At 65.0% G+C, this 25895-nt stretch carries 25 protein-coding genes; 10 read left to right on the forward strand and 15 right to left on the reverse strand.

The annotated features are described in order from the left end of the window. Positions 1 to 139 precede the first annotated feature (139 nt). Complete coding sequence (locus NDI89_RS03805; RefSeq protein WP_277520182.1) at positions 140 to 451, forward strand: HalOD1 output domain-containing protein; 312 nt, start codon at positions 140 to 142, stop codon at positions 449 to 451. Between the two features lie 350 nt (positions 452 to 801). Further along, a complete protein-coding gene (locus NDI89_RS03810; protein WP_277520183.1) occupies positions 802 to 2028 on the forward strand; it encodes an orc1/cdc6 family replication initiation protein in 1227 nt (408 codons plus the stop codon). A gap of 465 nt (positions 2029 to 2493) precedes the next feature. Here NDI89_RS03810 and NDI89_RS03815 read toward each other — a convergent pair whose 3' ends face one another. After that, on the reverse strand, positions 2494 to 2859 hold the full coding sequence (locus NDI89_RS03815) for a 4a-hydroxytetrahydrobiopterin dehydratase (RefSeq protein WP_277520184.1): 366 nt from the start codon (positions 2857 to 2859) through the stop codon (positions 2494 to 2496). 128 nt (positions 2860 to 2987) lie between these two features. Here NDI89_RS03815 and NDI89_RS03820 point away from each other — a divergent pair, with 128 nt between their 5' ends. Continuing rightward, positions 2988 to 4430: an HNH endonuclease gene (locus NDI89_RS03820; protein ID WP_277520185.1), complete on the forward strand. Its 1443-nt coding sequence runs from the start codon at positions 2988 to 2990 to the stop codon at positions 4428 to 4430. 161 nt (positions 4431 to 4591) lie between these two features. Here NDI89_RS03820 and NDI89_RS03825 read toward each other — a convergent pair whose 3' ends face one another. Continuing rightward, positions 4592 to 5035 (reverse strand): hypothetical protein, encoded by a 444-nt coding sequence (locus NDI89_RS03825; protein ID WP_277520186.1) that lies wholly within the window; start codon positions 5033 to 5035, stop codon positions 4592 to 4594. A gap of 222 nt (positions 5036 to 5257) precedes the next feature. Between NDI89_RS03825 and NDI89_RS03830 the strand changes: the two genes are divergently transcribed. Then, positions 5258 to 5521: a helix-turn-helix domain-containing protein gene (locus NDI89_RS03830; RefSeq protein ID WP_277520187.1), complete on the forward strand. Its 264-nt coding sequence runs from the start codon at positions 5258 to 5260 to the stop codon at positions 5519 to 5521. 433 nt (positions 5522 to 5954) lie between these two features. On the opposite strand, the gene NDI89_RS03835 is transcribed toward NDI89_RS03830, so the two are convergent. The 6 genes from NDI89_RS03835 to NDI89_RS03860 all read right to left on the reverse strand — a co-directional run bounded on the left by NDI89_RS03835 (position 5955) and on the right by NDI89_RS03860 (position 9781). After that, positions 5955 to 6356, reverse strand: coding sequence for an HVO_A0114 family putative DNA-binding protein (locus NDI89_RS03835; protein WP_277520188.1), 402 nt, complete (start codon positions 6354 to 6356; stop codon positions 5955 to 5957). Continuing rightward, entirely contained in the window at positions 6353 to 6706 is a 354-nt protein-coding gene (locus tag NDI89_RS03840) for a toxin-antitoxin system TumE family protein (RefSeq protein WP_277520189.1), read from the reverse strand. The genes NDI89_RS03835 and NDI89_RS03840 overlap by 4 nt, the downstream gene beginning before the upstream one ends. Before the next feature lie 127 nt (positions 6707 to 6833). Next, positions 6834 to 8084: a hypothetical protein gene (locus NDI89_RS03845; RefSeq protein WP_277520190.1), complete on the reverse strand. Its 1251-nt coding sequence runs from the start codon at positions 8082 to 8084 to the stop codon at positions 6834 to 6836. Between the two features lie 79 nt (positions 8085 to 8163). Beyond that, positions 8164 to 9024, reverse strand: coding sequence for a S8/S53 family peptidase (locus tag NDI89_RS24035; protein WP_425607744.1), 861 nt, complete (start codon positions 9022 to 9024; stop codon positions 8164 to 8166). Positions 9025 to 9143: 119 nt separating this feature from the next. Beyond that, entirely contained in the window at positions 9144 to 9440 is a 297-nt protein-coding gene (locus tag NDI89_RS03855) for a hypothetical protein (RefSeq protein ID WP_277520192.1), read from the reverse strand. Between the two features lie 146 nt (positions 9441 to 9586). Further along, on the reverse strand, positions 9587 to 9781 hold the full coding sequence (locus NDI89_RS03860) for a hypothetical protein (protein ID WP_277520193.1): 195 nt from the start codon (positions 9779 to 9781) through the stop codon (positions 9587 to 9589). Positions 9782 to 9891: 110 nt separating this feature from the next. Here NDI89_RS03860 and NDI89_RS03865 point away from each other — a divergent pair, with 110 nt between their 5' ends. Beyond that, entirely contained in the window at positions 9892 to 10278 is a 387-nt protein-coding gene (locus tag NDI89_RS03865; RefSeq protein ID WP_277520194.1) for a DCC1-like thiol-disulfide oxidoreductase family protein, read from the forward strand. 16 nt (positions 10279 to 10294) lie between these two features. Here the strand turns inward: NDI89_RS03865 and NDI89_RS03870 are convergent, their stop codons facing one another. Both NDI89_RS03870 and NDI89_RS03875 read right to left on the reverse strand, forming a co-directional pair. Continuing rightward, positions 10295 to 11755 carry a lipase maturation factor family protein gene (locus NDI89_RS03870; RefSeq protein ID WP_277520195.1) on the reverse strand — a complete coding sequence of 487 codons (1461 nt, stop codon included), beginning with the start codon at positions 11753 to 11755 and terminating at the stop codon, positions 10295 to 10297. A gap of 181 nt (positions 11756 to 11936) precedes the next feature. Next, positions 11937 to 13169 carry an MFS transporter gene (locus NDI89_RS03875; protein ID WP_277520196.1) on the reverse strand — a complete coding sequence of 411 codons (1233 nt, stop codon included), beginning with the start codon at positions 13167 to 13169 and terminating at the stop codon, positions 11937 to 11939. 108 nt (positions 13170 to 13277) lie between these two features. Here NDI89_RS03875 and NDI89_RS03880 point away from each other — a divergent pair, with 108 nt between their 5' ends. Next, positions 13278 to 13811 carry a TIGR03668 family PPOX class F420-dependent oxidoreductase gene (locus NDI89_RS03880; protein WP_277520197.1) on the forward strand — a complete coding sequence of 178 codons (534 nt, stop codon included), beginning with the start codon at positions 13278 to 13280 and terminating at the stop codon, positions 13809 to 13811. Positions 13812 to 13821: 10 nt separating this feature from the next. Here NDI89_RS03880 and NDI89_RS03885 read toward each other — a convergent pair whose 3' ends face one another. From NDI89_RS03885 to NDI89_RS03895, 3 genes are all read right to left on the reverse strand, one after another. Beyond that, positions 13822 to 16395 carry a heavy metal translocating P-type ATPase gene (locus NDI89_RS03885; protein ID WP_307729229.1) on the reverse strand — a complete coding sequence of 858 codons (2574 nt, stop codon included), beginning with the start codon at positions 16393 to 16395 and terminating at the stop codon, positions 13822 to 13824. Between the two features lie 93 nt (positions 16396 to 16488). After that, complete coding sequence (locus tag NDI89_RS03890) at positions 16489 to 17820, reverse strand: hypothetical protein (RefSeq protein WP_277520199.1); 1332 nt, start codon at positions 17818 to 17820, stop codon at positions 16489 to 16491. A gap of 89 nt (positions 17821 to 17909) precedes the next feature. After that, positions 17910 to 18206 carry an Hsp20/alpha crystallin family protein gene (locus tag NDI89_RS03895; protein WP_277520200.1) on the reverse strand — a complete coding sequence of 99 codons (297 nt, stop codon included), beginning with the start codon at positions 18204 to 18206 and terminating at the stop codon, positions 17910 to 17912. 169 nt (positions 18207 to 18375) lie between these two features. Between NDI89_RS03895 and NDI89_RS03900 the strand changes: the two genes are divergently transcribed. Further along, on the forward strand, positions 18376 to 19116 hold the full coding sequence (locus NDI89_RS03900) for a DUF7847 domain-containing protein (protein ID WP_277520201.1): 741 nt from the start codon (positions 18376 to 18378) through the stop codon (positions 19114 to 19116). Between the two features lie 75 nt (positions 19117 to 19191). Here the strand turns inward: NDI89_RS03900 and NDI89_RS03905 are convergent, their stop codons facing one another. After that, positions 19192 to 20781: a sulfatase gene (locus NDI89_RS03905; RefSeq protein ID WP_277520202.1), complete on the reverse strand. Its 1590-nt coding sequence runs from the start codon at positions 20779 to 20781 to the stop codon at positions 19192 to 19194. 293 nt (positions 20782 to 21074) lie between these two features. Here NDI89_RS03905 and NDI89_RS03910 point away from each other — a divergent pair, with 293 nt between their 5' ends. After that, complete coding sequence (locus NDI89_RS03910; protein ID WP_277520203.1) at positions 21075 to 21878, forward strand: hypothetical protein; 804 nt, start codon at positions 21075 to 21077, stop codon at positions 21876 to 21878. 260 nt (positions 21879 to 22138) lie between these two features. Here NDI89_RS03910 and NDI89_RS03915 read toward each other — a convergent pair whose 3' ends face one another. Then, on the reverse strand, positions 22139 to 23797 hold the full coding sequence (locus NDI89_RS03915; RefSeq protein ID WP_277520204.1) for a potassium channel family protein: 1659 nt from the start codon (positions 23795 to 23797) through the stop codon (positions 22139 to 22141). Positions 23798 to 24012: 215 nt separating this feature from the next. Here NDI89_RS03915 and NDI89_RS03920 point away from each other — a divergent pair, with 215 nt between their 5' ends. Continuing rightward, the gene (locus tag NDI89_RS03920; RefSeq protein WP_277520205.1) at positions 24013 to 24507 is read left to right on the forward strand and encodes a cation:proton antiporter regulatory subunit; all 495 of its coding nucleotides are present in this window, start codon (positions 24013 to 24015) and stop codon (positions 24505 to 24507) included. Positions 24508 to 24541: 34 nt separating this feature from the next. Then, positions 24542 to 25873: a cation:proton antiporter gene (locus tag NDI89_RS03925; protein WP_277520206.1), complete on the forward strand. Its 1332-nt coding sequence runs from the start codon at positions 24542 to 24544 to the stop codon at positions 25871 to 25873. Positions 25874 to 25895 lie beyond the last annotated feature (22 nt).

The following is a 25895-nucleotide window of genomic DNA, read 5'->3' on the forward strand; positions in this document are numbered from 1 at the left end:
TTGGTGTCTCGGCAGTGATGCGAGAGCACATTCACCCGCACGACCCGACATTCGTTATAGACAGAATATGTTTTTATCCAGATGCAATCGCGTGAAATGTTGAGTCAGCTTCATTATTCCCGCCTTCGCAGCAGGAATTATGAAATCATTCGAGCAGACGGCAGTTTCCGTTTCGGCCGATGACAAACTGAGCATGGCCGTCATCGATCTCGTCGCCCGGGCGACCGACACCGATCCGCTCGAGCTCGACCCGCTGTACGACGCGATCGACCCCGACCTCCTCGACTCGCTTCCCGACTCGGACGGCTTCTCGAGCCTCGAATTTTCCTATCACGGGTATACGATCTCCGTCGCGGCCGTCGACGACGAAATCACGGTCGCGCTCGAGGGGAGACGGATTTCGGCCGACGACTCCTCTGGCGATCTCATTGGCGGCGAGCCGTCGACGTAGGGCTGATCCAGAACGGTCGGAACCGGCGAGCACCGGATTGGTCCGCAGGGATCACTGGATCCCACAGACACACACCACTGTTACAAGTGAAGATGCGAGAGATGAGGTGGCGGAGCGGCCCGTTCTCGAGCAACTGATCGATACCGACTGCCAGTTTGCACCTGTGTATCGAACACGCGCGGTCCGAGTCCATGGTACGGCTCAAAATGTCACCGCTTTAGATGAAAGTACGGACTGTTCTCTCCGACACTACTACTAGACTAGTCTTCACATGAAATAGTGGTGTGTCTGAGTTCACTTGCATCAGATGAAAGAGTGGCTTTAAATATAGCATCTCTCTTGATACGGACATGCCTCGGTTCGAGCGGAAGCAGAACATCTTCCGGAACAAGGACGCGCTGGGGGAGTCGTACCAACCCGAACGGATCGAAGAGCGGGACGACGAAATCGAGGCGTACATGGACGCGCTCCAGCCCATCATCGACGGCTGGGAGCCGAACAACGTCTTCCTCTACGGGAACACGGGCGTGGGGAAGACCGCCGTCACCGACTTCCTCCTCGACGTCCTGCAGGAAGACGTCACCGAGTACGACGACGTCGATCTCTCGGTGCTGAGCGTCAACTGCAAGACGCTCAACTCGTCGTACCAGGTCGCGGTCGAGTTAGTCAACACGCTCCGCCCCGCCGGCGCCGAGATCAGCACGACCGGGTATCCCCAGCAGACCGTCTTCAAGAAACTCTACAGCGAACTCGAGGCACTCGGCGGAACCGTCGTCATCGTGCTCGACGAAATCGACTCCATCGGCGACCGCGACGAGTTGCTGTACGAACTCCCGCGAGCCCGCTCGAACGGCTACCTCGAGACGACGAAGGTCGGCCTCATCGGCATCAGCAACGACTTCAAGTTCCGCGAACAGCTCGATCCCCGCGTCCAGGACACGCTCTGTGAGCGCGAGCTGCAGTTTCCGCCCTACGAGGCGTCCGAACTGACCAACATCCTCGAGTCGCGAGCCGAGGTCGCGATCACCGAGGACGGCTGCGACGGCGGCGTGTTGAACCTCTGTGCGGCGCTCGCCGCTCGCGACAGCGGGAGCGCTCGGCAGGCGCTGGACCTGCTCCGACTGGCCGGCGAGGTGGCGGAGAACAACGACGACGACGCCATCCGGGAACACCACGTCGATCAGGCGCGATCCAAACTCGAACAAGAGCGCGTCGAGGAAGGGATGCGGGAGCTGACCACCCACGGCCGCCTCGCCCTCCTAGCGGTCGTCTCGAAAGCCGCCAAGGAGTCGACCCCCTGCCGAACGCGGGAACTCTACCAGGAGTACGAGGCGCTCTGTGAATCGTCGGGAACCGACTCGCTCGCCCAGCGATCGGTACACAACCACCTCTCCGATCTCCGGATGCTGGGCATCCTCTCGGCGAAGGAAAACAGAAGCGGCTCCCGCGGGAACTACTACAGCTACGAACTCGACGTTCCCTTCTCGAGCGCCGTCGACGCGATGGCCGACGTGCTCTACCTCGACGACGAGATCGAGACGATCCGGGACATCGCGCGGATGAACAGCGTCGTCTGAGGACGTCTTCCGAACTCAGCGTCAGTCCGTGACCACCCACACCACCGTTGCAAGTGAACGGCGAGCGACACGACGCCGGACCGCCGTTTCACTTGTATCGGTGAGGTGTCACCGTATCACACTTCCGAACGGACGTCGTTCCCGATCTGGTCACACGACTGGCGAGCGACTTCACGCGAAACCGTGGTGTCTCGGACAGTCACTCGCCTCTCTTCCACTCCGGCTATCGAACGATGATGGTGCCGCGTGTTCACATGTAGTGGTGGTGTCTGTGGGTCGAGACCTCGATCGAAATTCCCCCGACGGAACTCGCTCGTTCAGATGTAACCGTGGTGTGTCTCCGTCCCGATTCCCACCCGTTCTGATTCACTTGAACCAGTGGTGTCTCGGTAGGCGAACGGTTCCTAAAGAGACTACGCGAGCGCTGATTGCTTCAGCAGCGGCCGAGTCCTCCGACCGACCGCGCTACGCGTCCCCCTCTGGCTCGTACTCCTCGTAGATGCGATCCATCCGGGCGGCCATCACGAAATCGGTCTTGTGGAGCCCGTCAATCTTGTGCGTCCACATCTCGATCGTCACCTCGCCCCACTCGAGTCCGATATCCGGATGGTGCCACTCCTCCTCCGCCAGCTCGCCCACCTCGTACGTGAACTCGAGGGCGTCGCGGAAGTCCTCGAACGCGTAGGTTCCCTCGAGGTGATGGTCGTCGACGACCGTCCAGACGTCGTCGCGGATTTCCTCTTGATAGTCGGCGTATTCGTCGGGCTCGAGGGGTTCGTCGTCGCTCGTACAGGCCTCACACTCCTGATCGGCGAGCGCTTGCTCGGACATGGGTCGGGGTACGACCGCGAGCGACGTGAAGATTTGCGTGGTGACTCCCGGTGCCGTGGTTCGTATTCGGTCGTGCCACTCGTTTTATATTGCCGTCATCACAACGGGGGAGACAGAGAATTTCACCGATGGGAGGGGACAAACGCAACATCGCGGTTCGGTTTTTCGGCGGTGCGGGGAACTACACGGACGTCCTCGAGGAATTCTGCACGTACGTCCTCACCGAGAATCCGAGCGAGGAGGCGGTTCTCCAGTGGACAAAATCGAACACGCGAGCGACGAGCGACGACGGCATTCGGCGTCGCCTGACCTTCCTCGAAGGGATCGGACTGCTCGAGCGCGACGGCGATAGCGTTCGGCTCACCCGGCAGGGAATGGCGTGGCTCTCGGAGACCGATCCGGCGGTGCTCTACGACCTGCTCTCGAGTACCGTCCGCGGATTCGATACGATACTCGAGGCGCTCCTCGACGGACCGAAGACGGACGCCGAACTGGGCGACGCGATCGGGGCCGACCATCCCGAGTTCGACTGGACCGATCCGTCCGGCCCCGCCCAGCACAGGGGCTGGCTGCAGAGTCTGGGTTACGTCGAGCGCTCCGACGAGATGAACTCCCTGACGGACAGCGGCCGGGAACTGGCGCGGCGTCGGTCCTCGGCGTATCCGGGTCTCGATCGGGGCGAATTCTACGCGCAGACCGACCTCGAGGACGCCTTCGACACCAGTTTCGGTTCGTACATCAAGGGAATCAGTCCGCGAACGGACGACGACGGGGAGCTGGCGTACGTCATCGTGAAGGCTCGCGAGGACGGCCCCTACGGCGACGAGATCGAGGGCGATCGCTTCACCTACATCGGGGAGGGCGTCCCCGAAAAGGGCGACCAGCAGATGACCGGGGCGAACAGTGCGCTCCTCGAGCAGGCCGAGGAATCGACCGTTCCGGTGTACTTCTTCTACCAGTCGGCGGACAGCGACGAGCTCCGGTACGAGGGGCTGGTCGACGTCGTCGCCGCCGAGTACGTCTCGCGGGACGGGCGGATGGTCTACCAGTTCACGATGGAGCGGCTCGGGCTCGAGCCGGCCGAGTTCGAGGCGCTCTCGGAGTCGGTTTCCGAGGGGGTCGGAGAAGACGAAGCCGACGAACCGGCCCTCACCGACGATGAAGAGGAGTTCACCGAAGTTCAGCGACGGGTCCGCTCGAGCGCCTTCCCGAAGACGGTCACGGCCGCCTATGACGGCCAGTGTGCGATCTGCGGGAAATCGCGTGAATCGCCGAACGGGACGATCGACATCGAGGCAGCTCACATCTATCCGAAGCGGGCGAACGGCCGCGACAACGTGCGGAACGGCCTCGCCCTCTGTCGGCTCCACCACTGGGCGTTCGATACCGGCTGGCTCGCAGTGTCCGACGACTACCGAGTGCTGGTCGCCGATCGTCCGGATCTCGAGGGCTACGAGGAGTTCGCGGCGCTCGAAGGGGACTCGCTGACGCTGCCGGCGGACGAGGACCGCCGTCCGCACGCGAAATTCCTCGCCACGCATCGGGAACGGCACGGGTTCGAATCGGCGTAATTGTTCGACTCAGAATAGCTGTACAGGCGGAAGTCGAACGCGTTTCTCGGTCCGTTGTTACACTACGTGTAACGCCTTACGCTGTATGTAACGGTTCTATCGGGATCCACGCTCGGTGACAATTCGAATGTGAACACTCAACCCTATCCGCGGTGGTGAGGTCAGTCCTCAGCACAGCCATCACCACTCTCCCCGCGCTGGCGCTCGAGTTCCCGCTCGAGCGCCTCCGCGTCCGGCCCGAGATAGGACGTCGTGAACGAGCGCGGGCGATCAGTCTGCGACGAACCGCGGTCGGGGTCGTCCCCCGGGCGATAGGGAATCACCGCCTCGGAGCCGACCAGCAACAGGCCGACTTGGCTGGCCTCCGCTCTGATCCCGCGGACGTGACGCGCGGCCTCGCGACGGTTTTCGTGGGTCGTGGTCTCGAGGTCCGTCTCCGCGTCTCGGATGGCCGAGAGCAAGGTGCGCGTGAGGTAGTCGATCGCCGCGAGGCAATCGCGGACGATATCGTTTTGTGTTCCGCCATCGGTGCGGACTCGAGGGTTCGACGTCGATGCCACTGATCGGTCGGGGCCTTCAAGGTCCCGCGAATTGTGGTCGGACATGGCTTCCGTAGCTGGAATACGGGAGCTGCGGCGGCTCGGTGCCCAGACACCGGCCGCTTTCTACAGCGGAGTCTCTCACTCCACAGACATTCCCGTGTGCGAACAGTTACAGGTCGATCGCTGATAAGTTTTGTTACTAATTAGTATCCCAATAGATGCCGTTTGATATCCTATTTTTGCCGTATCGATAATCGTAAGCGTCTGTTTTGCCACCCAGAAACAATGCGACAGCCCGGGGAGTGGATGCAATTACCCACCGACGAGCGGATTCTCGAGATTCTCGATTCGGGATTGCTTCTCTCGCCGCAAGTCATCGCGAAGAACATCGACAAATCTCGCGTTCACGTGAATCGTCGTCTCTCCGTCCTCGTCGACTACGGATTAGTCACCCGGGTCGAACGCGGCTACTACGAGATCGACGATCTCGGCATGCAATATCTCGAGGGCGAACTCGACGCCGACGATCTCGAAGCAACCGACGAGTAACGACCACACTGATTCCCACGTGCTTGCTCCCATTCTCACTTGAGGCCGCGATAGCTCGTGCAGCAAACCACCGCTGGGTGGGACTGAAAGGGGCGACGCCGCTCGAGAGGCGAGACGACGCAAGGACCGCAGGCCGAAGGCCGAGGACCGCAGCGAGTCGCAGTTCTCGAGCGGCGTCGGGGCTTTCATGATGTTGTCGACTCTGTCTAACCACCGCTATTCCTCCCAAAAACACTCTGAAAGCCCCTTCCGCGCTCGGCTCCCAGGACTCGCTGCGCTCCTCGTCTCACTCCGTTCGACTGCGGTGCTTACGTCGTCCGGGTTCGCCGACCGCGGAAGCCCCTTTCAGTCCCACCCAGCGGTGGGTAGCGACACGTGTTTTCGCACGGTGATATCGCGAGGAGCGCGAAACAGATCGAAACAACAGAACTCGCTACGGTGTCGCGGGTGCCGTATCGCCGTCGTCGTGTGCGAACGGACTGATGATGAGGTCGTCGTAGGGGAAGACCGGTCGCTTCGATTGGTCGTCCTCGTCGAAGCGGATGATCCCCAGCGCCTCGAGGGTCGTCACCTCCTCGTAGACGTTCTTCACGTCGCGGCCGACGAGACGTGCGGTCTCGCGGATGCTGTCGGGTTCGTCAGAGCGGATGACACGCAGGAGCGTGTACGTGCGTTCGTTGAGCACGTCGCTCAGCTGTTGTTCGTTCGTAAACGTTACTATCGCGGGTTGGTCGACGGGGTCACCGCCCTGAAGCGTTCGAATCGCTTCGCGTCCCTCTTCGTAGAGCGACTCTGCATCCCCGATCGTGACCAGAAGTACGTTGGTATCTGTCATAACCTCTCACCCTCGTTTTCGGATGGTCCAAACCGTTGCTTCGGAATTTCGTCCCAGAACTGCTCGTACAGGGCCGCCATCCCAGGAAATTCGATCAGTTGCGGTTCCGGATCCGGCGCGATGTGCCGTTCGTGACCTTTCGTGTCCTCGTGAGCGTTGTCATATCGACGGAGCGTGCCGTCCTCGAGCGTCCCCGGCCCGGACGTGAGTCTCCCATAGTGGAGCGTATACCGCCACCCCGACGGATACGCGCCGTCATCCGTGCGGCGAATCGACAGCCGGACGAGCGTCCCATCTTCGTACACGTGCGAGCGACTGTACCCGTCGAGATCGTCGGCAACTGGTGCCATCCGCTACTGCGTTGGTTCGCTAACCAACGGCAAAAATGTAACGGGAGTCCATTCAGTCACACCCGGCGGTGGCTACCTCCAGTCGCTTTTGCACGGTGGCGTCTCGAGTACTCCGAAACAAACCAACTCAGACCGGCTCCCGAAGCGCCCAGACGTCCTCGAGCGGCTCGAGCCGACTCGGCTCTGCTCCACGTTCGGTGAGTATCCCACAGTGGTACAGCATCGCCTTCAGTTGAAACACCGTCGGCGAGTGGTAGACTGATCCGTCCTCGAGCGCCGCGGGTCGAAGCTCGCCGTCCGCAGTCAGAACCCGACTTCGGACGCCGTCGGTCCCGCGGATGAACAACTCCACGGTAAACGACGGGTGCAACTCGTGGAGGTACTCCACGACGTCCACGAGCGACGGCTCCGCGATCCCGTCCTCGTGCATGTGCTGGATTTCGCGGACGAGCAGCTCCGTCGCCTCGTAGTCGAACAGCACGCGGCGGGCCAGCTGGCCCCACGCCGGCGCGAAATCAATAAACCGTTTTCCCGATCGGTACCAGGTCTCGAACTCCTCGAGGGCCGCCTCGACGGACCCGTAGCGCGCCGTCGCGAACCGGACGACTTCCTCGCCGAGCGAGGTCAGTTCGACGCCCTCGGAACGAATGCCGTCCCGAATCAACCCCAGGAATTCGGCTCCCTGCCGGGCGCTATCGACGGCGCTGACGACCTTGTACTCTGACAGTAACGTCTCGGTGTCCCCGGCCGCGTAGTGGGCCAGCGGATAGCCGAGGTAGTTCTTCGGATGGTTCAGGCCGAACGACGCGTCCGCGACTCCCTGCGCGCCGGCCTGAAACCGGAGCGCAGTCGCCTCCGTCGTCGTCCGATTGCCGACGACGCGGGGGATCTCGAGCGGGTCCACGTCCCCCGCGGAATCGACGCCGAGCACGCCGACGTTCAGCTCCCGCGCGAGCGTCCGATCGGTCTCGGAGATCGACGCCGCCGGCGCGGCGAGGTAGGCCGCGTTGGCCTCGTGGAGCCGGTCGTAGGCCTGCAGGATCCCGCGCTGGGTATCGACGCCGTCGCTCGTCACCCCCTTCGCCTCAATGGCGATCAGCGGCGGCTCGTCGCCGAGGCGCTCGACGGCGAGGAGATCCGACTCGAGCGTTCGAACGCCCACCAGATCCGGATAGCCGCCGCCGATCTGCACGTGGTTGAACGGCGCCAGACAGTCCCGGACGGCCGCGTCGACTGGACGGCCGGGGAGCCACTCGTCCCTCGAGAACTGGGTGTCGGCCACCGCGTAGGCGGTCGACTCGTCGTCCGCGGGGAAGAGCCGCCGCTTCGCGTGGGCCAGCACCTGCGGTTCCGACAGCGACCGGGCCGCGCTACTCATAGCTCAGCATTCGCCACTGGTCTGAATAATGTTCTGGCGACCGGAATCGAACTGACCGATCACCGATGAACCGATTACCCTACTCGTACCGCTCAGTCTCGAGAAGCGACCACGTCTCTTGGGCGTCGAATTTCGGAATCGGTCCCTCGTCGATTTCGGTCGCTCCAGTACGGACAGCGTTTCGAATCGCTGACGGAGAGGGACGGGCACCGAGTTCGAGAAGGTCGCCGAGAATACACGCGAGAAGTCCGACGACGACCGGCGTTCCGAAGCTCGTTCCCTTCTGCAAGAGCGGTCCGGTATCGGTTCTAACAGGGGTATGGACGGGAGCGAGAACGTCCGGTGCAGCGTTGTGGAACGAAACGTTCCCTCGCCAGGGCTGTTCGAATCGATGCTCGGAGCACGATCGCGACGATTCACACCCTCTCTGACCGCAATACGGACCGTCCAGTTCGGACGACCGAATCCAATATTGGCCCGAGTCGCGATGATCCAGAAGGGGTGCAGTACAGCGCGAAACGAACCCACCGACACCGATCGATTCGTCGATCAGGGCAGGGAAGTGTGACGCCTTCGTATCGTCCGAACCGCGGTTTCCGTTTGCGACGACGACGGTCGTTCCGGCTTCGATCGCCAGCTTCGTTTCACTCGCGATCGTACAGTTTCCGCCGCAGTCGTGGTCCTCATCTCGCGCGTGAAAGACGCCGACGGAGAGGTTCAGGAGGTCGATTCCGTGCTGACTCGCATCCGCGACCGCGTCGGCTATATTGCTCCGTTTCGCTTTCCCGTTTCGAGCGATTACTCGATAGAGGTTGAACTCCGCGTTCTGGGCAAAATAGCCGAGTATTTCGAGAACATCTGAGCCGTGCCCCGTCGTATCACCGAGTTCAGTTGCAATATAGTTCTCGCGGCGGTTGATAGAAAACGCGGATTTCAACACCGGTGACGGCGAGAATACCGAATCGACGACACCGACTCGGATAAGCGATCCGCCGTTCTCCGATGCCGCCGCATTGAGCGTGTGGAGATACGATTCGAAAACGAAGCGGCGCAATTCGGTTATCGAATCACACGCTGGCGGGAATTCGCGTTTCCCTCGTGGAGGACCTCGACATCGTCGTGGTCTACTTCGATCGACGAAACGGCGTCGAGTTCACAGAGGTCATCAACGACGGCCTCCGCCGTCTGCACTCGAAGTGCAGTCCTGCCAATAGTGCTGTCGATAGTAACGTCAAATCGAGAGAGGGCTCGTTCGAGTTCCGATCGATCCTCAGCCGCGCCGATCAGCAGCGTTACCGGCGTTTCCGCGGTACTCTCGCGGAGTTGCTCGACAGCTGGATCGACGTATTCAGGCATGGATATCGGTTCCTCCACTGAACAATTAAACCTTTGTGATGCTCGAGCGCCGGTGTCTCTACACGCAGTTACGTCGCGAACGATATTAGACCTACTGTTGCTTTTGAACGTGAGTTCACGAACCGTATTGATCGGCAGAACACTACTCACATGTCGATACTTGGTATTCCGACCGACTCGAGTTGGCTGACGATCCCGGCGAGGACAGCACCAGTTCCGAGCAGTGCGAGAACGACGCCGCCGAACCACACCACCGATCCGTACTCGACCAGCGCCGCGAGCCAGAGCGCGCCGACGAGGACGACGCCGCCCGCGACGATCAGCTGGACGAACCGCTCCATGGACGTCCGTTCGTCGCCCCGACCCAAGTATCCCGCCGCTCGAGTCGGCTGTAGCTCTCACCGGCCACGCTCGAGCCAAGCGTTTGTATCTCGAGCCCGTTGACACCAGTATGACCGACGCGATACTCGTCTACGACGACGACTGCGGCTTCTGTACGTGGTGGGCCGACCTCTTCGACGAACGGACGGCCCTCCGCATCGTCGGCTTCAGCGACCTCACCGACGACCTGCGCGAGCGGTTGCCCGAGAACTACGAGGAGTGCTCGCACCTGGTGGCCGACGACGGCGTCTATTCCTGCGGGGCCTCGCTCGAAGAAGCGGTCGTCCGCACCGACGTGGCCGAGCCCGCCGGTGACGTCGTCGAGTTCCTCCGACAGTTCGAGGACTACGAGCGCTTCCGCGAACGATCCTATCGGTGGATCGCCGACAACCGCGACCGCTGGGGGACGTACCTCTCGAAGACGCCGCCGGCGCGCCGGGGATCCGACGAGGGCTGAGCGTACGCCGCCCGAATTACCGCGATCGCGGCCCGCGACCCCGCAACTCCTCGAGCGTGACGGGATGGACGTAGGTCCCGACGCGCTCGCGGGACCACCAGCGACCGCTCGCGGCGCGTTCCTCGGGCGTCGTGTACCGGTAGCGGTACCGGATCGCGCGGACGTGCGTCGGCCGCTCCCCGTCGAAGGGGTCCTCGGCGAGGAGATCGAGCGTCTCGTCGTCGGCCTCGAGGAGCGTCACCAGAAACCGGAGAAACCAGGGGCTCCGCCGCGGGCTGGGCGACATGGCGGCGAACCACAACTGCCAGTCGAGGCGGAGGTGATAGGGCGCGACCTGCGGCGGCCGACGTTCGGGATCCGTCGGCTTCCCCTTGAAGCGATAAGACTGCCACTCGGTCTCGGGCGAAATCTCGTCCTCGGTGGTCCCCTCGACGACGACCTCGTACCGGTCTCGCGTCACCGAGCCGAACGCGCCGTAGGTGTTGACCAGGTGGAGCGGATCGAACGCGGTGTTCATCAGCTGGCGCTCCGAGAGCATGTTCTTGACCGGGCGAACGCTCAGTGCGATCACGAGGACGGCGAGGAGGATCGCCGCGGCCTCGAGGTAGAGCGGCGTCGGGGCGGTCGCGGGCGCGGAGATCGGGAGCACGGACGCGAGCACGCCGTCGCTGAACGTCGGAATCGCCAGCACGATCGTCAGCGCGTTCAGCCACGCGAAGTTGCCGGTGACCACGAGCCAGCCCTGAAAGCCGATCGTCGCCAGCCCGGCCAGCGCCGACAGCGGCTGCGGCGCGAAGTAGAGAAATGGGATCAGCAACTCGAGGACGTGGTTGCCAAAGGTCTCCACGCGGTGAAACCGATCCGGGAGGTGGTGAGCGAACCAGCTCACCGGGTTCGGGATCGGCTGGGTCTCGTAGTGGTAGTCCAGCGCGGTCAGGTCCCGCCAGCAGTCGTCCCCGCGGAGCTTGATCAGCCCCGCACCGAACATATTGCGGAAGAGCACCCACTGCAGCAGGACGATGACGACGAACGGCGGTGCGACCGGCCCCGAACCCAGGAAGATCGCGAGGAAGCCGGTCTCGCATAACATCGACTCCCAGCCGTAGCCGTAGAACGTCTGGCCGGCGTTCACGAAGGAGAGATAGAGTATCCACAGCGTCGCCCAGAGGACCATCGACGCGGGCGTCGCGAGGTCCGTCGGAAGCCAGTACGGTACCCCCACCAGCGCCAGCGCAGATAGCGCGACGCCGATCCAGGCCGTGATCCCGATCGCCCGATCCGTCGGTACGAGATAGAAGAGGCTCGGTCGCTCCCGGAACGAGACGCCGTCGACGTACCACTCGAGGGGCAACAACCCGTCTTCGCCGGCCAGCGGTCGGAACTGGTTGGCTGCAACCAGGAAGGCGAGCAGGTACAGCAGCGCGAGCCCCCGCTGGAAGACGACCCGAACGAGCCAGTAGCTCTCCCCCTGCCACATACGCGGGTGTGACTCCGCGAACGGACAAAGGAGTGACGCGTCGTCCGCGTCCGGTTTCGATGTGGCTACTCGCGAGTGTCTGTGGGTGCACGATAGGAAACGAATTGCGTCACAAGCAAGAACGGGGTCGGGCAACGGAACCGCAAATAGCTACGTCCGCCCCTCGGTAAGACTCCGTCAATCAACCGTACCGAAACCGCAAGACACCGCCGGCGACAGCGACTACCAGTCCGCCCGAGGCGAGAATCCCCAGACCGGGCGCGTACGAACCCGTGAGATCGTACAAGGTCCCGACGAGGACCGGACCGAGGAAGCCCCCGATCTCGCCGACGGCGAAGATGAAACCCACGGCTGTGCCGGTCAGTCGCGCGCCGATACCCTCGAGTTCGGGCGGGATCGCTCGTATGAGCGGCGAGAGCCCGCCGAAGCCGAACCCGGTGACGACGACGCTCCCGAGCAACAGGAGGCCGATATCGGTCGCGATCACGCCCGAGATACCGAACCCGGCGACCAGCCCGCAGACCGACAGCGCGGTCCGGCGAGCGCCGAACCGATCGGCTGCCGCGGGGACCGTCAACACCCCGACGACGTTGGCGGCGACGAGCAGGCTCGTCGTCCGTCCCGCCCGGTCCGGGGAATAGCCCCGGGCCTCGAGCAGCGTCGGGAGCCACCCCTGCATGCCGTGGGCGATCAGCAGGTACATCGTGCCGACGACGACCACGAGCTGCAGTTCGCGGTGTGTCAACACGAGCGTGAGATCCCGGCGGATCGCAGCGAGCGAGAGCGACGAGTCCGCCGCATCGGCGTCGTTGGCCGCGCGATTGCGCGCGTCGATTCCCAATCGCCACGCGACGACGAACCACAGGAGGCCGTAGCCGATCGCGACGATCCCGCTCCAGAGGAAGAGGCCCCGCCAGCCGCCCAGGAGCGGTCCCAGAATCGGCCGGCCGACTGCGAAGACGCTCGCCGTGCCGGCCGACGCTCCGACGAGGTAGATCGAGGACGGGAGGCCGGTCTCCTCGGGCGGAAACAGCACCGAGACGAGTTTCGGTAATCCGAACGTGATCGCGGTCGCACCGACGCCGATCAGCAGCGTCGCCGCGAGCAGCGACGGAAAGCCGACCGCGAAGCTGCGACCGACCTGCGCGATACCGTAGATCAACACGCCGGCCGCGAGGCTCCGGCCCGGTCCGACGCGGTCGACGACCAGTCCCGTAAACAGCGCGATCGGGATGTAGGTCAGCGGCACCGCCCCGGCGACCACGCCGGCCTGCGTGCCCGAGAGCCCGAGTTCGTCGATAATCGTCGAGAGATACGCCGGCAGCGAGAACCAGATGAACATCAGGCAGGTGTAGCCGATCGTCCCCACCACGACGGCGCTGTACGCGCGGCGGCGACTCATCCGATCAGTCATCCGAACGTGGATGGGTGACGCTGGCCCGAGTAGTTTGTCGTACCGGAACGACTCCACCACAGCGACGTTAGGGCTACCCCTTTCCCCCGCGCCGCCGTATATCAGCCCGTGACGCCCGAAGAGCACGTCTTCCTCGAGCGAGCCCGCGTCGCTTCCCTGGCGACCGTCGACGACGCGGGGCGACCGCACGCGGTCCCGATCTGTTTCGCGTTCCTCGAGCGAAGCGCTTCGCCAGAGTCGGCAGCCGCGAACGGGTCGGTCCACGAGAACAGCGGTGACGGCGACCACACCCGGCTCGTATCGGCGATCGACGAGAAACCGAAGTCGACTCGAGAACTCCAGCGCGTGCGGAACATTCGGTCGAATCCGACGGTAACGCTGCTCGTCGATCGCTACCGCGAGGACTGGTCGCGCCTCGCGTGGGTACAGGTCCGCGGTCGCGCCCGAATCCTCGAGCCCGATATCGCTGCCAACCACCCCGACGCATCGGTCCGCTTCGACGCCGTCCGCGCTCTCGAGTCGAAGTACGACCAGTACGCCGATCACGATCTCGAGTCGCGCCCGCTTCTCTCGATCCGCGTCGGCCGAACCGTCTCCTGGGGTGCGCTCGGGGACGAGGCGGCGACTGCAAACGAAGGGTGAGAACGACCGCTCAGTCGACGAGCGACCGTTCCGCGTTGCCGACGATGAGGAGCGCCCCCGCCACGACGGCGACCGTCGTTACCAGCGGGTTGACGATACCGAGTGCGGCGGCCGGGATGGCGATCGCGTTGTAGACGAACGCGAGACCGATATTCTGCCTGATCCGACCGCGTGCAGCCCTCGCCAGCGCGAACGCCTTCTCGACCGCCGCGAGGTCGTCGTCGACGATCGCGATGTCGGCCGCGTCGGCGGCCAGCGCGGTACCGCTGCCCAGCGAGATGCCCAGATCGGCCGCGGCGAGCGCGGGCGCGTCGTTCGTTCCGTCGCCGACCATCGCCACGCGACCGTCGGTCTTCATCCGTTCCACCGCCGCCGTCTTCCCGTCCGGCGAGACCCCTGCGAAGACGTGATCGACGCCCGGATGCCGAGCGAAGGCGTCGGCCGCCGTCCCGTCGTCGCCCGTCAGGACGACGACGTCGATTCCGTCGTCGGACAGCGCGGAGACCGTCTCGTCCCACTCCGCTCGCGGTTCGTCCCCGACGATCACGATCCCCTCCGCGGCCCCGTCTCGACCGACGACGACCGGGAGCCGACCGGCCTCGCGCGCCCGATCGATCCGCGACTCGAGGCCGTCTTCGAGCGCCCAGTCCCGCTCCCGGAAGAGGTCGGGGTGACCGACCAGTATCGACCGGCCGTCGACGGTGCCCTCGACGCCGGTCGCGTGGGCCTGGAAGTCTCGAACCGTCAGTCCATCGGCCGCGGCCGAGCCGCCGTCCGCTCGAGCCGGCCGACCGTCTTCGTCCGTGCTACCGTCGAACGCCGCCGTGATCGCCGCCGCAGCGGGGTGGGCGGCCCGCCGCTCGAGGGCGGCCGCCGCCGCCAGGAGGTCGTCGGGCGCGTCGGCCTCGCGGACAGTCATCTCGCCGGTCGTGAGCGTCCCGGTCTTGTCGAAGACGACGACGTCGACCGCGCGGAGCCGCTCGAAGACCGTCTCGTCGAAGACGACGATCCCGCGCTCCAGGGCTTCCTGCAGGCTCGCGGCGACGGAGTACGGCGTCGCGAAGCCCAGCGCCCACGGGCTCGCGACCATGATCGTCACGAGGGCGGCCAGGACGGTCGTCGTCGCGCTCGCGCCGGTCAGGAGAGAGCCCGCGCCGACCGCGACTGTAGCGGCGAGGACGACCGGCAGGAGGGTCGCGGCGAACTCGTCGGCGCGCCGCGTGACGCCGTGGTCCGCGCTCTGGACGTTCCAGACGACCCGCGTGAGTCGCTCGATACTGCTCGTCGTCCGTTCGCCGACGTCGACGATCGCCGCGTCGGTCGTCACGACCGACCCGCCGACCAGCTCGTCGCCCTCGCGTTTCGTCACCGGAAGCGACTCGCCCGTTACCACGGCCTCGTCGACGGCGCACTCGCCCTCCGCCAGCCGGCCGTCGACGGGGATTCGCTCTCCCTCGCGGACGAGGAGCCGATCGTCCGACTCGAGGTCGCTCACGGGGATCTCCGTCGTCGATCCGTCGGCGGCGTACAGCCGAGCCGTATCGACCTGCGAGACGGTGAGGTCGGTCAACCGGTCCGTCGCCCGGCGTTTGACCGTCGCCTCGTAGTAGATCGCCCCCATCACGAGCGAGGCCACGAGGATCGTCAGATCGAAGTAGAGATCGCTGCGTCCGAGTCCCGAGACGAGGACGCTGTAGGCGTACGCGCTGACGATGGTTAGCGCCGCGAGCAGGTCCGTCGTGGGTCGTCGCAGCTTCAGGCTGACGTACGCGCCCCGCAGGAGCGGACCCCCGGTCAGATAGAGGATCGCCCCCGTTCCGACGAGAAAGAGCGGCAGATACAGCGGCCCGCTGAAGCCGGTAAAAGCGCCCTCGAAGTGCGAAATCGCGCCCCAGTCGGTAAACGAGGTCAGGAACATCGGGTAGAGGACGGCCACGAACGGCAACAGGAGGAAGGTCCCGAAGACGACGCCGACGACGTAGCGCATCTCGAGCATGTCCTCCGACCGCCGTTTCCGGAGCCCGGTCATCTCCCGCGAGCGCCGGGTGCCGCCCGTTTCCTCGTCGGCGGTCGCCTCCTCTCGCAAGTACGCCGTGTAGCCGACCGTACTCAGCGCGTCCTCGAGCTCGGCCGTCGAGAGCCGGTCGGGATCGTGATCCACCCGGACCGTCTCCGTGACGTAACTCGCCTCGGCGTCGGTCACGCCGTCGCGGCCCCGAGCGACGGACTCGAGGAACGTCTCGTCGATCGCCGACTGCATCCCGTCGATCCGGAAGAACGTCCGGGCGGTCCCGTTTCGTCGCTCCTCGCCGTCCGTCGCAGCGGTCGCCTGCGGGTCGGTCGGTCGGTCCCCGGGACGGGAGTCGTCCGCGACGGTGACTCCGTCGGTTCCGTCGTCGGGCCCGCTGTCGGCGTTCGTTCCGAACTCGGCGGCCACGTCTCGACAACCGGTCGAACAGAAGCCGGCCGACGGTGATTCGCCGTCGGTCTCCCGGAGCGGCGTCCCACACAGCCGACAGCGGTCGTCCCGATCGCTCCCCGCGTGTCGATCGCTCACAGTGATAGCTGTGGGTTCGACGGCCATAACAGTGACCGATCGGACTGCTCGCCGAACTGCGAGCCGCCGGGATCGTCTGGCCGCCACCCCGCGTCCGCTCGAGCCGCGAGACGGGTCGCGTCACGAGCGTTCGACGACGGTCCCGTCCTCGCCGACCGCAACCGCCCGATTTCCGTCCGGATCGACCGAGACGGCGATGAGCGATTCCGGCGCGCGCGTCTCGACGTCGTCCCAGTCGCCCGCGGCGGTTCGCTCGTAGATTACGCCGTCCGCGTCGCAGGCGATCGTCTCCCCCTCCCGTCGAGCGAGGCCGCAGATCGCCCCTTCGCCGACCCGTTCGGGCGTCCACGTCGACCCACCGTAGCGATGCACGACGCCGTCGTCAGCGCTCACCAGACAGTCGCCCCGTCCCAGCGTCGCGAGGGTCTCGAGCGTGCCACCGGCATCCTCGAGGCCGACGCGATCGAACGACGTCCCGCCGTCGGTCGTCTCGAAGACCCCGTCGTTCGTGTCACAGCAGTAGCCGACCGACGCGTCGGCGAGGGCGACGCCGCTCAGGCTCGAGCCGCTCCCCGGCGTGACCGGGTCGTCCCACGAGATCGCGCCGTCGCGGTAGCGGCCCCGGAGGACTGCGCCGGAGCCGTTGATCAGCAACACCGTCTCGTCGTCGTTCGCCCCGCCGACGGCGACCCCCAGCCAGTTGTCGGTGATGTCGGCGGGGGCGGTATAGTCAGTGTGGAGTCCCGTGTCGGCCTCGAGCCGACCCACCGCACCGCTGTCGCCCGCGATCCAGATCGCCTCGCCCTCGGCGGTCGCGTCGACCCCGTGAAGCTCCTCACCCTCGGCGGCCGGCCCATCCTCGAGGGTGATCGCCCACGCTTCGGTTCCGTTGCCGCCGCCCGTGGCCTCGCCAGTGAGAACCAGTCCGTCCTCACCCACCGCGTGGACCGCTCCGGCTTCGGTCACGCAGACGTCCCGGAGCGTCGCTTCGGTCGGGACGTCGACGAGCTGCCAGCCGACGGGTCGGTCTTCCTCGGGTTCTTGCTCGATCAGACCTGCATCGTCGAGGTCGGGCGAGACGTCCGTTCGCTCTCCGTCGGGTATCGTATCGCTACCGGCCGGCGTGTCATCGGTCTCGGAGAGATTCCCGGTGGGAGTGCCCTCGAGCGACCCGGCGTTCGTCTCCGGCGGTCGATCGTCCGTCGTCGCGTCGCGGCTTCGGTCGGGCGCGGACTCGCCGTCGGTTCGGTCCGGTGGGGTTCCCCAGACGTACAGCACGATCGGCGGCACGACGTACGAGGCGAGCGCGAGGACGATGAACCAGCGGTGGAAGATGGTGAGCGTCCCGAACGCGGTCAGTCCTGCTGCTGCGACCGCGTGAACCCACGTCTGGGTATAGCGCCGAAAGAACGAGAGGAAGCCGTCGCCGGAACGCGCGTCCTGAGTAGCCATTGGTCGAACCCCCGCACCTGCTCGAGTCATCCTATCGGACTGGCGAGCAAAAACGTGCTGCAGGCACGGCCCCGACGGCGACACTCCGACTACCACCCTCGAGGAACGGTCTCGAGCGAGACGCTGAGCACGCCGTTGTTGTAGACCGCCTCGCAGTCGTCACCGACCACGAGCCCGGCGGGAAGCGGCGTGAGGGTCCGCTCGGCGGTCCCGTCGTCGCGGTCGACCGCGATCCGGAGGCGGCGCGAGCCGACTTCGACCGTCACGTCCTCGAGGGGAGCGGGGTCGACGTCGACGGCGACGCGCAGCCTGTCGGCCGGCCCGTCGTACTCGATCTGGAGCGGGAACGGAAACGACGCCGCGTCGGAGGAGTCACTCGAGGACACGGGAGCCCGTTCCGACCGCCGTCGGAAACCTCCCCGCATGGATACGTGTACGTTTGATATGCTCGACCAAATCGTCGGACGGTACGATCGATCAGACGATCCGAATCGATCAACTGACCAAACCCGTCGAAACAACAGTAATATATGATGTTAGCATTGATTCAATCCTATGAGCTCTAAACTCAATATTTGGAGTGCGATCAGTTACGGGTTCGACCGACTAACAACGCGTGGCGGGGCCGTGCTCCTCACCACGTACGTCCTCTTCCAATTCGCCGCACAGGTGGGTTTCCAGTCGTTCTTCATCGGACTACTCCCGGACTCAGCCGCCAATGAACAAGTGTTGCGGAGTTTGCCGTTCGCTCTCGACCTTCCGATTTCGATCAGCGGCGGGCTGCTCGTGCTGTTAGTTGTCGTCGGCTCCGTGCTCAGTGTCGTGGCGATGCGAGCGATCTACGCGGACATCGATAGCATTCCGACGGCCGACCACACCCGGCGGCTCGTCCGAACCGTCGGTGTAACGCTCATCGTCGGGATCATCACCGTCTTGGCGGTCTGGATCGGATCGATATTCTTCTTGGTCCCCGGCATATTTCTCGCTGTGAGTCTGATTTTCGCCAACGCCGTGGTGATCATCGAAGACGCCGGCGTCATCGAGTCACTCAAGCGGAGTTGGGAGCTCACGTCCGGAAATCGCTTTCACCTCTTCGGTCTCGGTGTCATCGTATTTGGCGTGTTTGTCGTCGGGTATCTCATTACCACTCTCACCAGTATGTTCGCCCCTACGGTCGGCGGTGTGCTATCGGCGATCATGTTCGGATCGCTGACGATGGTTCAGATCGCCGTGTTGGTCGGCGCGTATCGGCAACTCGCCGACGGTGGCGAACAGGCTAGCTCGTCCAGCTGGTAACCGCTGCCAACTCGACTCGACCGCGGTTGGCGCCGCACCGAGTCGACAGTTCTCGAGCGCAATCCCGTCGAACGCTCAGAGATACCCCAAATCCGCCAGCCGCTCTTTCGTCCCCTCGCGCATTTCGAGTTCGTCCGACGCGTCGGCCTCGGCGAGCGGCTCGAATCGGTCCTCGAGTCGCCGCCGCAGCGTTCGAACTCGCGCCGGCTCCGCGTCGCTGATGTCGGTCCGTTCGAACGGATCGGTCCGAACGCGGTGCAACCGCTCGAACCCGTCGTCGCCGCGGACGTACTTGTAGTCGGCCGTGCGAACCGCTCGGAGCCGGCGGTCGAACGCCCGGACGCGATCGGGGATCTCACCGAAGCGAGCCTCGAGCCGGTCGATCGAGGGCTGAGGAGCGACGTATTCGGCGAAGACCGCATCTCGGGACGCCGCAGTGGAGTCGGGATGGAGCGAGCGGCTCGATGACTGTTCTGAGAGTTCGGAGTCGTCGACGCCGGCCGTCTCGAGCAGCGTCGCGGGGAGATCGAGCAACTGGACAAGGTCGCGGCGTCGTCCCCCGTCGGTGAACGGGCCGCCGTGACAGACCAGCGGGACGTTGAGCAGCGTGTCGTAGAGGTTGTACTGGTGGCCGAAGAAGCCGTGCTCGCCGATGTGTTCGCCGTGGTCGCCGCAGACGACGAAGAGGGTGTCCTCCCACTCGTCGGCGGCCTCGAGCGCGGCGCGGAGCCGGCCGAGCTGGTGGTCGACGTATGCGAGCGCGGCCCGGTAGAGACCCCGGAGCAGCGCGAACTCGTGGTCGGAGATGTCGTAGTCCTCGCAGTCGTAGGCCCGGGGATCCTGCCTGATGGCGGTCGCCGCCTCGTAGCTAGCACCCTCGGGAAGGTACCGTTCGGCGTACTCCGGCGGCGGGTCGTACCGGACGTGGGGCTCGATGAAATTACAGAACAGGAAGAACGGGCGGTCGTCGGTTCGACTCGTGAGCCAGTCGGCGATCCAGCCGACCGAACGGTCGGAGCCGTCGTCGCCGGCCGGCTGCAGGAGTTCGCTGTAGAGGATGTTGGCGGCGTTGACGAACGGGTTGCCGTCGAAGAGTCGGTTCCGGGTCGCTGCGACCTTTTCCCTGAGGTCCTCGCCGCGGACGACGGCGCCCATGTCCGCGTCCGACTGAATGTACTGCCACCCCTTGCGGAGGTGCTCGAATCCGCGGTCGAAGCCGAATTCCTCGGTGATCCAGGTGTTGTTCGAGACGCCGACCGTCTGAAACCCCGCGTCGCCGAACGCCTCTGGGAGCGTTCGCAACTCGTCGTCGAGATACGTGTGGCCGCCGTGCGTGCCGTGCTCGGAGGGGTAAGTGCCCGTGAAAAACGACGCGTGAGAGGGCAGCGTCCAGGGGGCGGTCGCGAACGCGTTCTCGAACGCAGTTCCGTCCTCGGCGAGCCGCGAGAGCGTCGGCATCGGGTGTGTGTCCGCGGATCCGTCGTTCGAGGCCGTTCGCCCGCCCGGGGCGGCTCCCGTCCCGGCGCGGGCGGGACCTGACGCGGGGCGATCCGTCGGGAGCGACTGCATCCCGACGCTCTTCGCCCGGGCGGTATCGAGAACCACGAGAACGACGTTCCGCACGGTACTATGTGACTCGTCGTCACGTCCGTTAGCGTCCGACATTGGTACCGTACTTCCACGGCAGACAGGGAAGGTCATCGGCCCGGAGTATGCAGGCCCCTATTCGGATTCACCCGCCGATTTCGCGTCGAAGACGCCCGATTGCGGTACTATCCGATATCGCTCGGCGGACGGCGGAGACGCCGGCGTCGTACCGGGTCGTCTCCTGCCGGTCGAATCTTCATCCGGCCGCCGATCGTACACGTCGTGAGCGGACGCCGGTGTCCCGGTGGCTCCCGAGCCCGACCGCTGGCGACTCGAGCACAGGCACCGGCACTGTCGCTCGGAGGGTTTCCATGACTGCAAACCACGAGACCGACGCGCCGACGGAGAGTACACTGGGCGAAGTCACCGAGATCGAGGACCTCGAATCGATGGATGTACCGACCGGACGGATCGCCACAGTGGCGTCCGATGCGATCGGGAGCGAAACGGTGTCGCTGCTCGGCGGCGGGCTCCTGCTCGCCGCCGCGATCCGTTCGCTGGCCGCCGACCGATCGCGGGCGATTCCGCTCGCGATCGCGGGCAGCGGGCTGGTCGGGTTCGGCCTTCACAGGCGTCGCTCGAGCGACGAGTCGTCGCGGGAGAGTCACCCGGACGTCGAAGGCGGAACCGAGGGGAAGGAGATGTCGGATCAGGCCAGTGCCGCCGCCGAGCGGGTCGATTCCGGCCGAGAGTCCGAGATCGGAGCCGACGGCGAGATTTCCGACGAACGGGGGATCGACGCCGCGTCGGAGGCGGATTCGGAACCGAACTTTACCGACGAGCCGGACGAAGACCCGACCCAGTCGGGACCGACACTAGACGAGTCGGAAGAGACGGATCCACGGCGCGAGACCGACGCCGAGGGGACCGAGATCGACGTCTCGGATTCGGCGATGGCCGACGAAACCAGCGAGGCGACGGGGCCGACGCCCGAACAGGCCCAGCCGACCCAGACTGCGGATACGGAGCCGGAAGAGAGTCCCGCGCAGGACGCCTCGGAGATGAAAGTCGAGCCGCCCGACGAGGGTGAGTCCGATTCCAAATCGGACGGCGGAGACACCGCGGGGGAGGAAGACGCCACGGGGAACGACGAGTCCGACGAGAGTGACCGCTGACTCGCCGGCGAGAGTACGGACTCCGCTCCGAGTTTCGCACCGGTCACCGACCGACGGAACCGGACTGTCGTGATCAATCCGAACGGAGTGGGACGGTTCGGAGACGTCTCCGACTCCACCGTTCCCTCCCGGGTGAACGTTCCGTCTCCTCCTCACTCTTCTCGTCAGTCGAGGAGAGACAGCTCACGTATCCGGCCCCTTCGTCGAACCCGCAGCCAAGACACTCCACGGGGAATCGCTGCAGCGGCGTGGCCCTGCAGTCACGAGGTGGTGACCGTTCGCTCGAACTCCTGAATCGCGTCGTCGCTCCCCGCGACGATCACTTTGTCGTCGGCTTCGATAGTGGTCTGCTCGTCGGTATGGACGGTTCCATTGCGTGAGACGCCGATCACGGTCCATCCCCGCTCGGGATTGCGACGGGCGTCCTTCAGCGACTCACCGGCGAACGGCGCCGCGTCGGACCGAATCAGGCGGATCTGATTCGTCGGCGACATGACCTGTTCGCCGTGGACCTCCGCCGCGACCAGTCGAGCGGACACCTGCTGGATGGAGAGAACGTAGTCAGCGCCCGCTCTGAACGCCGCCCTCGTCTTCTCGCTATCGGTCATACGCGCGAGGATCTCGACGTCGCTCGAGAGCGAGCGGGCGATGGCGATGGTCATCAGTGCGGTCGAATCGGTGCCGACGGTGACGATCAGGGCCGACGCGTCGTCGATGCCGGCTTCGGTGAGCGTCTCCGGTTCGGTGACGTCGCCGACGACGTCGGGATCGCGTTCCGCCGATTCGTCGATCGTCGTCACCGAGACATCCGCCGAGAGCGCGTCGACGGCCGCGGTGCCGCCCTCGCCGAAACCGGCGACGACGAGTTTCGAGGGGGCCCGGATGCGCCGCGACCGGGCGCCCGCGATCTCGTCCGTGATTTCGTCGATCTCGCTCCTCGGTCCGGCGACGACCAGCACGGTGTTGGGCGTGAGTTCGTCGTCGGGTGACGGCGGCAGGTGCAACTCGCCGTCGAACCACCCGGCGACCAGCGTCAGGTTCGGGTGGTTCACGACCGGCGAGTCGCGCACTCTGACGCCGTGGAGCGGGCTATCCCGCCGGACGAGGATCTCCCGGACGTCGACCTCGTCGCCGTCGGCTCGGTCGGGCACCGTGACCGGCGTCGTCGCTTTCTCCGCCAGCCGCTGGCCGATCAGCGCGTGCGGGGCGATACTACGGTCGACACCGACTTCGGCGAGCGCCGCCTTGCGGCGCGTCGACTCCGTGAAACTGATCACCCGCAGGTCCTCGTTGGCCTCCAGCGCCGTCAGGACGATACTCGCGGTTTCGTCGCCGGCGTCGGTGATGAGCAGCGACGCTCGCTCGATCGTCGCGCGGTCGAGGTCAGCCCGTTCCTCGGGATCGCCATGGATAGCCTGATAGCCGTCGTCCGAGAGCCGCTTCGCTTCCTCCTCGTCGGATTCGATGAGGACGTAGTCGATATCGAGTTCCTCGAGTTCCTCGAGGAGCAACTCGGTATCGTGCTGGTACTCCGCGATGACGACGTGGTCGTTCTTGGTCGTGAGGCGGTCGGAGAGGTCCAGCGGCGTCCGTTCGAAGAGCGGGATGACCAAGACGCGCAGCGTGACGAACCCGATGATGACGCCCGTCACCTGGATCGACACCATCAGAACGTTCATCACCGGCGTTTCCCAGGGCGCATCCGCTCCGAAGCCGGTCGTCGTCATCGTCTCGACGACCGTCTGGAACGACCGGAAGATCGACTGGGGGCGATTCTCGAGCGCTCGCATTCCCCAGTTGTAGACGACCGTGTAGAAGAGGACGACCGAAGCGAGACCGACCACGAATACCACTAACAGTCGTTGCCGTTGCGTCAGATCGCGCGGGTGCAGTCCCTCGATGTCCCGAAGTTCGCGCATTTGGTGTCCTCCAGTCACCGTCGATAGCGCCTCTGATAGATTAAGTGGCCGGTTTTATCCGGTCTTTTTCTTTTAAATATGCGTCGGCTCTCGATCGGGAGCGTACGACGCCCGTAACACGTTCGCTGACGGCGTCGGGAGAGTCACCGACAGAAACGGACGCGATCGGTCGACGGGACACGCCATTTATTGTCGCGCCCTCGCTTTGATGACGTATGACCGTCTACGAGAGCGACCTCCCTGGCGTCGGAAAGAAGTTCGAGATCGAACTCGATGACGGGGAGCGCCTCGTCATCGTGACCCACAACACGGGGAAACGGGAAGTGTACCTGAAAGCGGACGCCGACGCGGACAGCGAGAAGGTGTTCGAGGCGTCCGATCGCCTGGCCCGAAAGATCGGCACGATTCTGGAAGGGGCGTACTTCCAGCCGGTGCAGGCCGAACAGGTGGAAACGATGCTCGCCGACGACACCTACCTCGAGTGGTACGGCGTCTCCGAGACCGCCGAGGTCGCCGGCCAGACCCTCGCTGAGGCGAACATCCGCGACGAGACCGGCATCTCCGTCGTCGCCATTCAGCGCGGCGAGGAGTTGATCTCGCCGCCGACGCCGGAGACGGTCCTCGAGGTCGGTGACACGCTGGTCGTCATCGGCGACCGCGAGGACTGTGCCCAGTTCGAAACACTGCTCGGTGCCGGACTCGACGAGTGATTGCGACAAATGTTCCCGTCCGAGGTGAGCGGTAGTGGCGACTGAAACCGCGCTCGTGGACGTCGGCATCCTCTTCGCCGCGGTCGCCCTCGCCGGTATCCTCTCGAGTCGGATCGATCAGTCGGTCATCCCGTTTTACATCGTCGTCGGCGTCCTGCTGGGATCGAACGTACTGGGCGAGCTCCCCGCGCTCGCCGGCAGCGAGGTCGGGATCGGTGGGGTCGCCGTCACCGTTCCCGAGGTGGCGATCGGCGGCGTCGATCTCCTCGCCGCAGTCGGCGGGCTCGCGCTCGGCGAAACCGACTTCATCGTCGTCGGCGCGGAGATCGGGATCGTCCTCCTCCTGTTCTTCCTCGGCCTCGAGTTCAATTTGAACCGGTTGATCGCGAGCAAAGACCGGATCGGCAAAGCGGGGTCCGTCGATCTCGTCATCAACTTCGGTATCGGGCTGGTGTTCGGCTATCTCGTCTTCGGCGGCTTCCTCGCGGCCTTCCTGACGGCGGGCATCGTCTACATCTCCTCGAGCGCGATCATCACGAAATCGCTGATCGACCTGGGCTGGATCGCCAACGACGAGTCCGAACCGATGCTCGGCACGCTCGTCTACGAGGACCTGTTCATCGCGGTCTATCTGGCGATCGTGTCGGCGCTGGTTCTGGGCGGGGGTGACGTCGGGGAAGCCGCGGGACAGATCGGGATCGCGGTCGGGTTCATCGTCGCGTTGCTCGGGCTCGTCGCGTTCGGAACCGGCTTCTTTCAGCGCTTTCTCGACGCCGACACGAACGAGTTCGTCGTCGTCCGGGCGCTCGGCGTCACGATCCTCGTCGCCGGGATCGCGCTCGCACTGGGCGTCAGCGAGGCCGTCGCCGCCTTCTTCGTCGGCATGGCCTTCTCTTCGACCGATCACGTCCACGACCTGGAGCAGTTGCTCGAGCCGCTTCGAGACGCGTTCGCGGCGATCTTCTTCTTCTGGATCGGGCTCGTCACCGATCCGGGATTGTTCACGCTCTCGATTCTCGGGATGATCGTCGCCGCCGTGATCGTGACGACGCCGACGAAGCTCGTGAGCGGCTACCTCGGCGGACGGATATACGGCCTCGACGACCGCCGCTCGCTCCGGGTCGGGTTCGGAATGACCACCCGCGGCGAGTTCTCGCTGATCATCGCGAGCCTCGCCCTCTCCGGGGCCGGCAGCGGCATGGCAGCGGAGACGGCCCAGACGATCTACGCCTTTACCGTCGGCTACGTCCTCGTGATGAGTATTCTCGGCACGTCGCTCATGCAGTACTCGAGCCGCATCGAACCCGTCGCCGTGTCGCTGCTCGAACGGGCCCGCAGCGGAACTCCCCCGCCGGCTACTGACTGAGCGGTCAGCGCCGAACCCCGGT

This window comes from Natrinema salsiterrestre, from assembly GCF_029502005.1.
In the GTDB taxonomy this organism is placed as follows: domain Archaea; phylum Halobacteriota; class Halobacteria; order Halobacteriales; family Natrialbaceae; genus Natrinema; species Natrinema salsiterrestre.

Bases quoted from the DNA above. Each gene is read 5' to 3' on its own strand.
- NDI89_RS03805 (WP_277520182.1), top strand. From the start codon at position 140: ATGAAATCATTCGAGCAGACGGCAGTTTCCGTTTCGGCCGATGACAAA.
- NDI89_RS03810 (WP_277520183.1), top strand. From the start codon at position 802: ATGCCTCGGTTCGAGCGGAAGCAGAACATCTTCCGGAACAAGGACGCG.
- NDI89_RS03815 (WP_277520184.1), bottom strand. From the start codon at position 2,859: ATGTCCGAGCAAGCGCTCGCCGATCAGGAGTGTGAGGCCTGTACGAGC.
- NDI89_RS03820 (WP_277520185.1), top strand. From the start codon at position 2,988: ATGGGAGGGGACAAACGCAACATCGCGGTTCGGTTTTTCGGCGGTGCG.
- NDI89_RS03825 (WP_277520186.1), bottom strand. From the start codon at position 5,035: ATGTCCGACCACAATTCGCGGGACCTTGAAGGCCCCGACCGATCAGTG.
- NDI89_RS03830 (WP_277520187.1), top strand. From the start codon at position 5,258: ATGCGACAGCCCGGGGAGTGGATGCAATTACCCACCGACGAGCGGATT.
- NDI89_RS03835 (WP_277520188.1), bottom strand. From the start codon at position 6,356: ATGACAGATACCAACGTACTTCTGGTCACGATCGGGGATGCAGAGTCG.
- NDI89_RS03840 (WP_277520189.1), bottom strand. From the start codon at position 6,706: ATGGCACCAGTTGCCGACGATCTCGACGGGTACAGTCGCTCGCACGTG.
- NDI89_RS03845 (WP_277520190.1), bottom strand. From the start codon at position 8,084: ATGAGTAGCGCGGCCCGGTCGCTGTCGGAACCGCAGGTGCTGGCCCAC.
- NDI89_RS03855 (WP_277520192.1), bottom strand. From the start codon at position 9,440: ATGCCTGAATACGTCGATCCAGCTGTCGAGCAACTCCGCGAGAGTACC.
- NDI89_RS03860 (WP_277520193.1), bottom strand. From the start codon at position 9,781: ATGGAGCGGTTCGTCCAGCTGATCGTCGCGGGCGGCGTCGTCCTCGTC.
- NDI89_RS03865 (WP_277520194.1), top strand. From the start codon at position 9,892: ATGACCGACGCGATACTCGTCTACGACGACGACTGCGGCTTCTGTACG.
- NDI89_RS03870 (WP_277520195.1), bottom strand. From the start codon at position 11,755: ATGTGGCAGGGGGAGAGCTACTGGCTCGTTCGGGTCGTCTTCCAGCGG.
- NDI89_RS03875 (WP_277520196.1), bottom strand. From the start codon at position 13,169: ATGACTGATCGGATGAGTCGCCGCCGCGCGTACAGCGCCGTCGTGGTG.
- NDI89_RS03885 (WP_307729229.1), bottom strand. From the start codon at position 16,395: ATGGCCGTCGAACCCACAGCTATCACTGTGAGCGATCGACACGCGGGG.
- NDI89_RS03890 (WP_277520199.1), bottom strand. From the start codon at position 17,820: ATGGCTACTCAGGACGCGCGTTCCGGCGACGGCTTCCTCTCGTTCTTT.
- NDI89_RS03900 (WP_277520201.1), top strand. From the start codon at position 18,376: ATGAGCTCTAAACTCAATATTTGGAGTGCGATCAGTTACGGGTTCGAC.
- NDI89_RS03905 (WP_277520202.1), bottom strand. From the start codon at position 20,781: ATGTCGGACGCTAACGGACGTGACGACGAGTCACATAGTACCGTGCGG.
- NDI89_RS03910 (WP_277520203.1), top strand. From the start codon at position 21,075: ATGACTGCAAACCACGAGACCGACGCGCCGACGGAGAGTACACTGGGC.
- NDI89_RS03915 (WP_277520204.1), bottom strand. From the start codon at position 23,797: ATGCGCGAACTTCGGGACATCGAGGGACTGCACCCGCGCGATCTGACG.
- NDI89_RS03920 (WP_277520205.1), top strand. From the start codon at position 24,013: ATGACCGTCTACGAGAGCGACCTCCCTGGCGTCGGAAAGAAGTTCGAG.